This is a genomic window from Nostoc sp., assembly GCF_036917535.1.
Lineage (GTDB): Bacteria > Cyanobacteriota > Cyanobacteriia > Cyanobacteriales > Nostocaceae > Nostoc.
In genome coordinates this window covers 38475-51906 of the sequence record NZ_JBALDA010000103.1, presented here as the reverse complement: position 1 = coordinate 51906, position 13432 = coordinate 38475, and the positions used below count along the sequence as shown (strand labels likewise).

At 40.3% G+C, this 13432-nt stretch carries 10 protein-coding genes and 1 pseudogene; 7 read left to right on the top strand and 4 right to left on the bottom strand.

Features of this window, described 5'->3' with window-relative positions:
• Window positions 1-226 precede the first annotated feature (226 nt).
• Complete coding sequence (locus V7K56_RS34325; protein ID WP_334918192.1) at window positions 227-2275, top strand: serine/threonine-protein kinase; 2049 nt, start codon at window positions 227-229, stop codon at window positions 2273-2275.
• Between the two features lie 970 nt (window positions 2276-3245).
• Here V7K56_RS34325 and V7K56_RS34320 read toward each other — a convergent pair.
• The gene (locus V7K56_RS34320) at window positions 3246-4481 is read right to left on the bottom strand and encodes a peptidase (protein ID WP_334918231.1); all 1236 of its coding nucleotides are present in this window, start codon (window positions 4479-4481) and stop codon (window positions 3246-3248) included.
• A 546-nt stretch (window positions 4482-5027) separates the two neighbouring features.
• Here V7K56_RS34320 and V7K56_RS34315 point away from each other — a divergent pair.
• The 5 genes from V7K56_RS34315 (at window position 5028) to V7K56_RS34300 (ending at window position 8896) form a co-directional block, all read left to right on the top strand.
• Window positions 5028-7088 carry a serine/threonine-protein kinase gene (locus tag V7K56_RS34315; protein WP_334918190.1) on the top strand — a complete coding sequence of 687 codons (2061 nt, stop codon included), beginning with the start codon at window positions 5028-5030 and terminating at the stop codon, window positions 7086-7088.
• A gap of 846 nt (window positions 7089-7934) precedes the next feature.
• Window positions 7935-8168, top strand: coding sequence for a glycosyltransferase (locus tag V7K56_RS37370; protein ID WP_442940367.1), 234 nt, complete (start codon window positions 7935-7937; stop codon window positions 8166-8168).
• A 142-nt stretch (window positions 8169-8310) separates the two neighbouring features.
• Window positions 8311-8472 (top strand): glycosyltransferase, encoded by a 162-nt coding sequence (locus V7K56_RS34310; protein ID WP_334918188.1) that lies wholly within the window; start codon window positions 8311-8313, stop codon window positions 8470-8472.
• Window positions 8445-8675 (top strand): hypothetical protein, encoded by a 231-nt coding sequence (locus V7K56_RS34305; protein WP_334918186.1) that lies wholly within the window; start codon window positions 8445-8447, stop codon window positions 8673-8675. Before V7K56_RS34310 ends, V7K56_RS34305 begins: the two co-directional genes overlap by 28 nt.
• 29 nt (window positions 8676-8704) lie before the next feature.
• Window positions 8705-8896 carry a hypothetical protein gene (locus V7K56_RS34300; protein WP_334918184.1) on the top strand — a complete coding sequence of 64 codons (192 nt, stop codon included), beginning with the start codon at window positions 8705-8707 and terminating at the stop codon, window positions 8894-8896.
• A 63-nt stretch (window positions 8897-8959) separates the two neighbouring features.
• Here V7K56_RS34300 and V7K56_RS34295 read toward each other — a convergent pair.
• The 3 genes and pseudogenes from V7K56_RS34295 to V7K56_RS34285 all read right to left on the bottom strand — a co-directional run.
• Window positions 8960-9148: pseudogene (locus V7K56_RS34295) on the bottom strand (hypothetical protein); the annotation flags it as partial.
• A gap of 37 nt (window positions 9149-9185) precedes the next feature.
• Window positions 9186-10499, bottom strand: coding sequence for a TldD/PmbA family protein (locus V7K56_RS34290; protein ID WP_334918182.1), 1314 nt, complete (start codon window positions 10497-10499; stop codon window positions 9186-9188).
• Between the two features lie 292 nt (window positions 10500-10791).
• Complete coding sequence (locus V7K56_RS34285) at window positions 10792-11652, bottom strand: Tab2/Atab2 family RNA-binding protein (RefSeq protein ID WP_334918180.1); 861 nt, start codon at window positions 11650-11652, stop codon at window positions 10792-10794.
• Between the two features lie 386 nt (window positions 11653-12038).
• On the opposite strand from V7K56_RS34285, the gene V7K56_RS34280 reads away from it, so the two are divergent.
• On the top strand, window positions 12039-13382 hold the full coding sequence (locus tag V7K56_RS34280) for a polysaccharide lyase (protein ID WP_334918178.1): 1344 nt from the start codon (window positions 12039-12041) through the stop codon (window positions 13380-13382).
• The last annotated feature ends 50 nt before the right edge of the window (window positions 13383-13432 follow it).

Below are 13432 nucleotides of genomic sequence, written 5' to 3'. Positions count from 1 at the left end.
TTTATTCAGATTATTATATAATCGATAGAATAATTAATCTTATGGCTCTCGTAGTTTTCCACAGATGAGGAAGACTGACTACTATTTACAAAAGCTAACTATATAAGTAATTCCCCAATCCCCAGAACAGGGTTTATCTACCACAAGTAAGCGAGAGTCAATTATCTTAAGGGAAAGTTCGGGACAAACTTAGCCTAAGTTGTCATGCAGTCGCGCCTGTCAGATCATGATCTGCTGCTTAAATCCCGATTGCTCAAATCCCCTGAATCCCAATGGAAAGAAGTTTTGCCAAAGTTGTAACACCCCGCTGGTGTCACTTTTAAGAAATCGCTTCCGTGTCATCCGAGTCCTTTCAGATGAGGGGGGATTTGGCAGAACCTATCTGTCAGAAGACGTAGATAAACTCAATGAACGCTGTGTTATCAAGCAATTAGCTCCAAAATTCCAAGGAACTTGGTCGCAAAAAAAGGCGATGGAGTTGTTTGCAGAGGAAGCGCAGCGACTACAAGACCTTGGGGAACATCCCCAAATTCCGACTTTGATAGCTTACTTTGAGCAAGACGGCTGCCTATATTTGGTGCAGCAATTTATCAATGGGGAAAATTTATTAAAGGAGTTGCAACAGCGCAAGGCTTATAACGCTAGAGACATTCAATCTATTTTGCTAGATTTATTGCCCATCCTAAAATTTATCCACGATCGCAAAATTATTCATCGGGACATCAAGCCAGAAAATATTATTCGCAATAAAAATGATGGACGATTAAGCCTGATTGATTTTGGCTCCTCAAAGCAATTTACCGCCAAAGTTCAACAGAAATCTGGCACATCTATTGGTTCACATGGTTATTCTCCCTTAGAACAAATTAGAGATGGGAAAGCTTTCCCCGCCAGCGACTTATTCGGTGTGGGGGCTACCTGCTTTCATCTGCTAACGGGAAATTCCCCATTTCAGTTGTGGATGGAATCTGGTTACGCCTGGGTAAGTAATTGGCGGGAATATTTGCAAAGTCCGCTAAATCCTGAGTTGGATTTTGTCATCGACAAGCTTTTGAAAAAAGACATCCATGAACGTTACCAGTCAGCCGAAGAAGTCCTTAAAGACTTGACTCCAAAACAACTCCTTGCTCTACCACCTGCGGGTAAGTCATCTGGAAAATTACCACCAACTAAAGCACCATCTTTACCAAAAAGTTATCCCTTACTAAGAATTTTAATCTTAGTCAGTGCTTTCATTCTGTTGTTTGGATTCAGCGAATCTTGGTATAAAAATTTTCGCCGTATTCAAACCAGTTTGGTCTCTAGGTTGATTCAACACAATAGTCCTGCTAAAAATGACGCGATTTTGAGTCAGATTAGCTTGGGTAAGGTTTCCTTAGCTAACACCCTCCAAGGACATGAAAACTCAGTTTTATCTGTCGCCATCAGCCCGGATGGCAAAACCATAGCCAGCAGTGGCAACGATGGCTACGCCGGGCTACGCCTACGCACAATCAAACTTTGGAATCTCGCAACCGGAAAACTAATCTCTTCCCTCAACGGGCATTTTCAGCAGGTGAATGTCGTAGTAATTAGTCCAGATGGCAAACTTCTGGTTAGTGCCAGTGATGACAACACCATTAAAATCTGGAATCTGGCAACGCGAAAACAAATTCGCACTCTTATGGGGCATTCTGACTCAGTTCATGCCCTAGCCATCAGTGCTGATAGCGAGACTCTAGTTACTGGTAGTGATGACAACACCATTAAAATCTGGGATTTGGCAACAGGAGAGCTAATTCGGACACTAGCAGGGCATACATTCTGGGTGCGGTCAGTGGCTATCAGTCCCGATGGTGTGATTCTGGCCAGTGGCAGTTTTGACAAGACGATCAAAATCTGGAATCTAGCAAAGGGATACCCAATCCGCACACTAGAAGGAAATTCTCAAACAGTGACAACTGTGGCTATTAGCCCAAATGGTAAAACTTTAGCTAGTGCTGGCCGCGATCGCACCATCAAACTTTGGAATTTAGCTACGGGAAGAGAAATTCGCACACTAGCGGGACATAGTAACACTATCACATCCGTAGCCTTCAGTGCCGATGGTAAAATTTTAGCTAGTGGTAGCCGCGATCGCACCATTAAACTGTGGAATTTAGCCACAGGAGAAGAAATTCTCACATTGGCGGGACACACTAACACCGTCACATCCGTCACCTTCAGTCCTGATGGCAAAACCCTTGTTAGCGGTAGTGAGGACAATACTATTAAGATTTGGCGGTTGTCTGAGTGAGTGGGGATTAGGGATGAGGGAGAATTATTGAACAAGTTTACTTCTTGTCTGTTTTTGTTCAAATTCAAAAAGATAAATTTGTGGCATCAGTAGTTGGATAGCGCTCTCTATCATCAGATTAAAGCAGTCCGAGCAGGCGCACTTTGTTTGTATAGCTGCGACTTCCAGTCGTCTCAATTATTCTCTAGAAAAAATCAATAGGGTTCAATTAAGGCTAAAACTTTTTGTGAAAGTCAATTTTTTTAACGAACCACAGAGGTACAGAGAACACAGAGAAAAGGAAGAAATGCTTAACCGAACTGTATTGCTATAAAAAATTAGTTTTAACTGAATACGTCTAAAGGAGTTGGTAAAACACGCCGCCTTTGAATTTGCGAAAAGAAATGGCTGAGGAAATCCAAAATCTATGGAATTTGTATAAGTAACCTGTCATAAATTACGTACACTAATAATAATTCTCAAGCACGTAAGCGTAGCCTGTAGTAAACATCGCCTTACTTCACTTAAGCAACCATTCTCCAATGCGATCGCACTTGGCTATCTCAACTTTTCCCATCCCCGTGAGGGTAAAAGATTGAAAACTAAAAGACTTTCGGTAATCCTTGCGAAAGTTTCACCATTGACTCAAAAATGTACCATTTATGTAGTTTATCATAATTTGAGAGCCGTTGAACAAGCCGATTTAATTCTCTACATCGAAGACGGACAGACAGATTTTAGAGCAAGGTACGCACAAAGAATTACTACGCTTAGGTGGAGATTACAGTGCAATGTATGCCTTAAAATTTGCGGTAAATTTCTATGAAGATGATGTGTATGCAGTTGAAATTTAATGAGAAGGAGTAGGAAGTGGAAAAGCAGGGGAGGAGAAGTAAAAGTCAAGTTTTTCCCCTCTGCCCCTTGTGCTCCATACCCAATTCTTCTAACCCGTGTAATTGCAATAGTCTCAACACTAGAATTAGCAATTAGCTCAGAAGATAGTCAATCTATATTTACCGCGTTCCTGTGGATTTTTGGAAGTAACAACTATATAATATGTATCATCTTCAGGCAACCTAGCTCGGTCAATTAAAGCACTGTAGACACCACTTTTATCTTTGTCTTTATCGATAGCGATCGTCTGTCCTTTAGAATTTAGCAAAGTTACGTAAGGAGAAAACTCTTCATCAACACTATCTACACGAATACTTATAAGCTGATTTTTTTTACCTTGAAAATTAGAAACATTGTAAGCGCCTCCATTTTGTTTCAGGGTTGAGCTTTTGGCAGTTAGTTGACCTGATTCATCTAAAGTATAGCTAGCTCTGTCATTCCTGAGAGCCAAGCTATAGCGACCTGTATCTCCAGGATCTTGACTAGTAACTGCAATCTTGTAAGTGCCATTCTTAGGCAGTCGCGCAAAAATAAATGCATCATCGCCACCACTGCTATCCAAAACGCCTTTTTTGACGATGATATTGTTATCAGGATCGTGCAGAAACAACAAGGGTTTTAAACTCAAGTTATTGGATCTGCGTGTATCATTACTACCAATCAGTCTAATTTGCACTAATTGATTTTCTCTGCCCTGAAACTCATAGAAATGAAAATATCTACCTTCAGATTGAAAGTCACTCTTACTTAAAATACCTAATGCAACATCTACAAAGTTAATCTCTTTGTAAGTTGGTGTTGCAGACGAAGAGAGCGCTGAATTATCGAGATTTTGGTTCCTAGTAGCGACATTAGAACTTGGCTTGCGAACTCTCCCGGAGCCACCATTAGAACGATTGGCGTTTGAGTTAGCAATTCTAGCTCTAGACGATCTAGATGCAGAGCCACCACCATTGGAACGATTAGAATTTGAGTTATAAGTCCTACGTCTAGACGACCTAGAAGTAGAGCTATTATCTGAAACGTTAGAAGTTCGCTGAGAATTTTCTCTATGAGACGATACACGAGAAGTCTGCTGTATTGGTGACTCAATAGATGTCTTCCGTCTTGGAGATACTGAAGCTTGAGAAGCAGGAATTTGCTCAATTCCTTTTTTTACTGCTTCTGGTTGTCTCTCATCTGGTGATTTAGCAATTATGAAGTCTTGATAACTTTGAGATTTCACCAAAGCACTTATAGGCAGCACATTACTTGTGATTAACAAACTACTAGTCACGCAACCAATTAAAACATGACTTAATTTGCGACGATAGTTTTTGTTTTCTAATAACATCATCACGCTCCTAATTTTGCTGATAATTTTGTCTTTCAGGAATAGACAAAATTAATACTAGTTGCTGTTTTAACTACAGCAGTTATTTAAACGTAAAGGGAAATTTAGCGTATATACCTTAGCGGCTTGCTATAGGCATCGCCTGTAATCAAATGAATTCATATATCCTACATACCCAAATGTTTGCCACAATCAAATCGGAAAAATTATATTTTCAATTTAGACTACTAGAGGAAATCTCAATTTCGTAGGTATATACTGAGCTACAAACTTAAATTGCTGCTTTTCGGATTTTTGCCCAGATATTTTTGTAAACCTGACTAGATAGCTCATACAGATGTAATACACAAGCAGACCTGATGCCCATCAATTCCTCAAAAGGCATCGCTCAAACACAATTTTTTGCAAATTATCTAAATTGTTCAATACCTGATGAGGTAAGGAAATTGGTGATTTGTATGGTGTCTCAGTGATATTTACTAACAAGAGAGATTATACTGTATGACTTAAGATGAATATATACCCCAATTGAAATGGATTCCCAGTATGCTCTGTTGTGTGAATCCCGATTGCCAAAAACCCTTAAATCCTGATAAAAACAACTATTGCCACAGTTGTAGAGCGGAATTGATACCCCTGCTAGGAGGTCGCTATCGTCCCACTCAGGTTTTGTCAGACGAAGGCGGATTTGGTAGAACCTATCTGGCAAAAGATGTACACAAACTTAATGAATGCTGTGTTGTTAAGCAATTTGCGCCAAAACTTCAGGGAACTGGGCCGCTAACAAAAGCCGTTGAACTATTTAAACAAGAAGCGAGCCGACTGCAAGAACTGGCAGAACATCCGCAAATTCCAACTTTATTGGCTTATTTTGAGCAAAATAGCTATCTATTTTTGGTGCAACAGTTTATCAATGGGCAAAACTTGCTCAAAGAATCGGAAACGCGGGGAAACTATAACGAAACGGAGATTCGCCAACTTTTGCTAGATTTACTGCCAGTGCTGAAGTTTGTCCATATGCTGGGAGTGATTCACCGGGATATCAAACCACAGAATATTATTCGCCGTCAAAGTGACGGGCGATTAATCCTAATTGATTTTGGAGCTTCTAAGCTGTTGACAGTAACAGTGCAGACTAGAATGGGCACTGTTATTGGCTCACACGGTTACACTGCACTTGAACAGATGCAAGATGGAAAAGCTTACCCAGCCAGTGATTTATTCAGTTTAGGGGCTACTTGTTTTCATCTTCTGACTGGGGTTCGCCCATCTCAACTATGGATATACCAGGGTTATGGTTGGGTTGCATCTTGGCGGCAACATTTAACCAGTCCAGGTAGGGAAGAGATTTCCATATCTGTAGAGTTGGGTGAAGTTTTGGATAAGCTGTTGCAACTAGACATCCAAAAGCGTTATCAATCGGCTGATGAAGTCATTATTGACTTGACACCTCAACTACCACCATTGTCATCAGTGCCCCCAACTATACTTACACAAACATTTGCAGCTACCCCAGCAAACAAGGGGCCAGTTTCACCAAAATCAAATAACATTCTGAAAAGCCAACTGCTGTTAGGTTCTAGCATTTTGGTCTTGGGATTAGGGGGAGTTTGGTATTTCCAGTCTCGTCCCCATAGAGTCAGTGAGGTTCCTGAACCTATTTCTCAGCCTATTCAGCCCCAAAAAAACGTCTCAGAAAATTCTTATCTACCCAAACCCTTCAAGGGACATTCTAGTGACGTGAATTCCGTAGCTTTCAGTCCTGATGGTACAATCCTTGGCAGTGCCAGTGATGATAAGACAATCAAGCTATGGAATCTGACAGATGGACAGGAAATCCGCACTTTAGAAGGACATTCCAATTGGATTTGGACTATAGCTTTCAGTCCTAATAGCAAAATCCTCGCTAGTGGCAGTGCTGACAAGACAATCAAACTATGGAATCTGGAGACAGGAAAGTTAATCCGCACCTTGCAGGGAAATAGCGACGGAGTTACTTCCGTAGCTTTCAGTCCTGATGGCAAAACCCTCGCCAGTGGCAGTGCTAGTAAGGATATGAAAATCAAATTGTGGAATCTGGAGACAGGAAAGTTAATCCGCACCTTAGAGGGACATACCAGTGGCGTTGCATCTGTTGTTTTCAGTCCTGATGGCAAAACCCTTGCCAGCGGTAGCTGGGATAAAACAATTAAATTGTGGAATTTGGGCACAGGAAAGTTAATCCGCACCTTAGAGGGAAATGCAGAGTCGATTCTTTCAGTGGCTTTTGCTCCCGATGGTGTCATCCTTGCCAGTGGCAGTAAAGACAAGACAGTTAAATTGTGGAATCTGAAAACAGGAAAGTTAATCCACACTTTGAAGGGACATAATGATAAGGTTAATTCTGTTGCCTTTTTGCCAAGCGTAAGTTCAAATGGTATCACCCTTGTAAGTGGCAGTAGCGACAAGACAATCAAACTTTGGAACCCAGTCACAGGAAAAGAAATCCGCACTTTGGAAACAGGTTCTGGATATATTTATGCTGTTGCCATTAGCCCAGATGGACAAACCATTGCTGGTGGTGGAAGTGGTGAGAACATTCTCAAAATTTGGCAGATGATTAATTAAAAATATCTAATGTGTACATTCGGGATAGATTGCGACTTTTCCGGGTTTTACCTCAGAATATTTAGCTGTGCAAAAATCTCAAATTAATCCTAGCTTCAAGAGATGATATTGGCGAAGACTGGATTATGATAATATTCTTTACATGCTTAGGATTATAGCTTGAAAAAAAATCAAAATTTATCCCTAAACCTACAAAAGTAGGTTTATATAGGTTTTCTACTGTCAAAAAAAATATCTCTAAATAAAAGGTTATGATTAATAATATATTTTTCCTTTTCATCCTATTTTCTTCACTTTTAGGGCGAGTTAAATTTCCAGGAATAAATAAATATTGGTATTCATTATTTATTACTTCCTACATTTAGCTTGGGAATCATTAGTTTATCTTTAAAATCTATACCAGAAGTTGTTAAGAAGCATCAAATAATTTTGATATCTATAAGTCTAATGTATTTGTGGATGTGGCTGTCCTCATTAATGAGTTAGTAATTATACTCGCCAACGCTTGCTTCAAAATACAAATATTAATTCCGAAAAAATAGTTATTTTACCTAATACATTTAATGCTAGTAAGTTTCTAATAAATTCTAAACCTACCTACTTACTCAAGCGATATAATTTAACAGATGAACAGCCTGTAATTTTAACATTCAGGAGGCAGGAGGTCGAAGGCAGGAGGCAGGAGGAACCCACACTTAAAAGAATGGGATTGAAGCAAGGATGTTTTATACCGCACTTCGTGCCGCTACGCTAACGCTGCAAGCAGTCTCGGTATAATTATTTGTTTAAACTGGGCTTTAGACCCAGAACTAAAGCGGAGCAGGAGTTGCTCCGCCTCCGGTTTTTATTAACACTCATTCCCTCCTGCCTCCTGCCTCCTGCCCCCTGCCTTTCTTTGTAACGCGGCTGGGAAGTATGTCAAAATACAAGGGTTATGATCAAATCCTGCATGCTTTAGTTAAAGTGCGATCGTATCTCCCTAATGTTCACTTTATTCTTGCAGGGAAAGGAGATGATATACCTCGAGTTAAAGCTTTAGTTACCAACTTAAATCTACAAGATTGTGTGACTGGAGTTTAGACTAAATTCTATTTTTCAAGCTACAGCCCTTGTGTAGCAAGCATTTTAAACTTGGGAATCTAAACAAGCCTATAAATTAGTAAAACCTTTCTGGATAAGGGTTTGGCGGTTTGGTAAGCAAAATTAGTCTAAACTTCAATGTGTGATAATTGCCGGATTTGTTCCAGATAAAGAATTGTGCGATCATTACAATCTCTGCGATGTTTTTGCTCTGCCTAGTAAAAGAGAAGGATTTGGGATTGTTTTTCTAGAAGCTTTAGCTTGTGGTAAATCTGTATGGCGGGTAATCAAGATGGTTCTATAGATCCCTTGGCTAACGGAAAATTGGGATGTTTGGTCGATCCTGATAATGTTGAAGAAATTGCCCATAATCTAATTCAAATCCTGCAAGGCGATTGCTCTAATCGAGTAATTTATCAATCAAAATACTTACAACAAAAAACTATTGAAGCTTTTGATTTTAGCCAGTTTCGTGCAAGTTTAGCAAAGTTATTTAGTGGTAATTAGTTACAATTTAAGAAAATTTGTTAAAAGAAATGGAAAATTCAATATTTGTTATATTTCTTGGCTTTGGGTTTCTTTGGGTTTTGATGGGAGTTGTAGGTTGGATTGCGTTTCTCAAATCTGAAGGTGAGGAAATTAAGTTTGGGAAGTGGGGGCTTTTAGTTGCTATTCCAATCTTAATACCAATAATTTTTACTCTGATTATTGGTGTATTTTATCATTAAAAAAATCACTAAAATCTATGTTTTTTACTTTTGAATTGCACCTCTAACCAAAATCATTGTACTTTATATACCAGAAGCGATCGCTTCGGGAATATTACTTTGAGTTGCTTGCTGTAGCAATCCCTCGCGAGAAGCTCCCAAAACTACAACATCGTAACCTTCGGTTTGCACTAGGTTAATCACACCTTCGGCGACTGAATTAGCTTGCACTCGGAGAGCAACTACAGTACTGGACAATTTGCGGCGACGAATTGAAGTAGCTTGTCTCCAATTACGAATTACGAATTATTTAATTGTTTCTTCCTGTGGTAGATAGCCCTTCTACTATCAGAGACGGAGTATAACAAGAACCATTCCAATCAACATCGTTACCTAGTGTAACCAATTGCTTCAGGGCTGTGTAAACATTACCTGCAACCATCGTATCCTTAACACGCCCAATTACTTGACCATTTTGGACACGGTAGCCTAAATCGACGTTGATCGAAAAATCTCCAGAAATACTGCCGCCACCACCCAACATTTGATCGACAATCAAGCCATCATCTAGTTGTTGAATTAAATCTGGTAGCGATGCCGAACCTGCCTGGATGAGAAAATTAAATAAACCAGGGGTGGGATAGCTACCTAAACCAGGGCGAAAACCATTTCCAGTGGTATCAGTACCCAGTTGGGAACCGATAGTGCGATCACTATAAAAATGCTGTAAAGTGCCGTTTTGGATAAATACCAGAGATTGAGTAGGAGTGCCTTCATCATCAAAAGGGCAACTGTAAGGGCCAGCTTCTGGATCTTGGTAAATGGTGAGACTGGGTGCAACTACTTCCTTACCCAAACGTTCTGCCCAAGGTGAAGCTGCTTCTAAAACTTGCTTGCCATTTAAAGCGGCTTGCACAGTAGCCCAAAGCATATCGGCGGCTTTAGAAGTGAACAAAATCGGGACGCGACCAGTGGGAGGTGAGATATTTTCTCTGGCCCAAATTAACCGTTGTAAAATTTGATTAGCTAATCTCTCTGGTTCGAGTTCCCCGCGGTTGGTTTGACCATCAGAAACACTTAAAAAATCATCACCACGTACCCATTCTGCTGATACATAGCAGCTAAGGGTAGTATCAGTATAGTGACAATCTAAACCTTTGGTGTTGACTAATCTGGTGGTTTCAATATCACATTCCCAGTCACCATTGCATACAACATCGGGATAGGCATCACGGATGAGTGCGATCGCTTCTTTGCCCCAGTCCACCAAAACCTCTATCGGTAAACTTTCTCCTAAATCGGGGTAGTCAGGCTGAAAGTTAGAGCCTAATTCGACAGTTTCCGGTTGATTTAGTTGACTCAGAGCCAGAGCTTTTTCCACCATTACTTCGGCTAAGACAGAACCGTAAGCCACCGTCAGTCCCGGACACCCGTTTCGCCAAAGCCGTAGTGCTGTGCCTTCAGATTGGTTAGTTTCTAGCTGTTTGAGTCGGTTTGCCTCAAAAAACACGGGACGAGAAAGCGATCGCGACTGATACACCTCAGCAGCTTCTGCTCCAGATTTTATAGCTAGTTCCAGCAACTGCTCGGCTAGTGTATCTTGTGACAAATTTTCAGAACCCATGACCTTTGGTGAATTGTGGATTTTGAACCGCATATCAACGCTGTCTCAAGAGAAGTGCGATGTCTACGACGGGCTACGCCTACGCACTTTCCAGTAATAAACGCAGATAACTATCCAAAAATCATCAGTGTTTCCTTACAGTTACGATTTGGAACCGCAGATCGACACTGATGGACGCAGTTAATTATCCCAAATCATTGTCATGTCTCAACGGATATTGTCATTTGTCATTGGTCATTGGTCATTAGTCATTCCTCCCCCATGCCCAATGCCCCATGCCCCATGCCCATTTTCACAGATTAACCTGTTGCAACAGCCAAAAGCCAGCAAAAGATTGTGCTTTGGGATCGGACTGTATGCCGATAAAATGTACTCCATTAGCTTTTTGCTTGGCTGCTTCAAAACCTTTAGCTTCTGCTAAAATTTGAGGTTTTTTGATATTTGCCACAATCCAGCTCTCAGTTACACCAGTTTCTAAAAGCAATCTCGCCTCTTCGCTGGCGTCAAATCTTAAGAAAGCCAACTCCAAACCAGACATCCAACCAGCCAAAGGCAACGCTCTTGATGAGAAAATCAAAATACCAGGAATACGGGCTTCGGGTGAAACTTTTGCCAACTCTAAAGGGAAAGCTTCACCAAAGCCAATTTCCCACTCTGGCATATCAGCAAAATCCGCAGCATCTAAGGTAACAAATACCCACTGCTGTCCTTCCAAAGCATCTGGTAAACGTTGCGGTAAAGGTTTCTCCAAGCGGACTGAGGGATTAGTCCCCCCTTGATACCCTGCTTCTTGAGGATATACTTCTTCCATGCGTTGTTCTAACCATTGGTTAAGAACCAAAGTCCGACGGCTAGGCTGGGCGGGAATACCCAAATCTTGGCAGGCTTTAGTAATCATATTATTCATTTGGCGGCGGAAAAAGCGGATTTTAATTGGTGCTTTTCCGGCTTGGTTAATAGCCTCCTGCAATGCTGTCCGCAACCAGCCCGAATTTACCTGGGTACTGGGACAATATTGAGCATAGCGAAACAAAGAGTTTGCTTTTGTGCCGATATCCAAGGGGCTTTCGCAGACTAAGACTTCCCAAACTTTTTTTTGATTATCGTCCAAAATTGGACGGGAGTAAAAATCGATTTCCCAAATACTGCCCATATTTTGTGGTAAAAATCTGGCTGTTATGTTTTCCTGATATGTTGATCATACGAGTGTTGGGGCAGCATGGGGAATAAGCGAGGGGGAATGTAGATTGGGAAGCTTGAATTTTTGACGCTGAGAGTTAAATTCGGGAGTATGAAAACCACTGACTTGATGGCCCCATTCCCTCCAACACCCCAGATGATAGACTAAAGACAAACTACCAGAATGTATCGCCCTTCATTCAAGCGGCCTAACAGTGCGTCTCGTAGAGAGAAAAACAAAAGAGCGATCGCATATAAAAGAGCTTGTTCATGTCATAACCAAGCTTTTAGCTATCTCAATCAATCAGGTAGAGTAGTTTCATAACAATCAATTAGGTAGCAGGTTGTTCTAGATTAACTATGATTATTCTACATTCACCGTCTCTTCACTATCTGCGTATATTTCTGATCACACTGACTTTTTTAATTGCTCAAGATTTAGCAGTTGCGGAGCAACTACCGTTGTTTGATGGTGATTTTGAACAAGGCTTAGGTAGCCTACAGCTTGAATCTTGTTGTTCTCATTCATTCTCTACAATACCTATGATTACTCGGCATGGGCGTTACGGAGCACGATTTGAGCTTAGAAGAAGCGATCCTGATGTAGCAACAAGTAAGAGAGCGGAAGCAAAAACAGCTTTTCCTTTGGTTCAAGAGATGTGGTTTAATCTTAATTATCTGTTTCCAAAAAACTACACATCTGAGCAGTCTCCTGAAATTATTGCCCAGTGGCATGATATTCCTGATTTAGGAGAACATTGGCAAAGACCATCGCTTTCTTTATGGGTTTCAAATAACAAACTTCACCTGACAAATCGATGGCAGTTTAAAAAATTTGGTGATGATAAATATGATGGTGAATCCAATTATGATTTAGGAAATATCAACCTTAATCGTTGGATAAATATTGTTGTTCATATTCGATGGGCACTTGATGATAAAGGATTAATTGAGTTATGGCAGGATGGTGTTCAGAAGATTAAAAAAGTAGGTCCTAATCGCTATAATGACGATCACTATCCTTATTTAAAATTTGGAATTTATAAATATGATTGGAAAATAAGACCTCGAATTTCAACATTGAATACTCGAGTACTTTATGTTGATGATGTTCGAATTGGTTATAAAGACTCAAATTACGCTAAGATTAGTACCTTAGGTACTCCTTATATAAAGGATACATTCACTTCAAAAATAAATCCATTTCAGGTAATAACAGGAGGGACATGGCTTCGACATTTAGAACGTTACGATCTTGTATTGCCTGTACAATCAGATGGATTAGTGACTGCTAACCTCGCTCTTAATAAAGGAACTATTCCTACTAATTTCAATTTAAAGATAGATGCTCAAGTTAACTCTCCTAGCAGTGTAGGAGATTATTCGATAGTGTTTAATTATAAAGATTTACGTAATTTTTCTTATATAAATTTTAGTTTAGTTAATCGTAGAGGGTTTAATGGAATATTTACTGTGAAAAATGGAGCTTTGACAACGCTTGCAACATTTACTTCAGCAATACAGGCTGGCAAATGGGATCATATAGAGCTCAAACAAGCAGGGCCTATGATTGAGGTGTGGAGGAACAGTCAGTTAATAGGACAAGTAGGAGGTAATGAGCCGATATCGGGACGTGTAGGGTTTAGTAGTTCTGCAAATAGTGTGTCATTTGATAATTTATTTGTGTATGAGCTTCCGCAATAAAATTCGCTTATTGGGGGAAGCCTTTAGAAATGACCACCGCAGGCATTGCG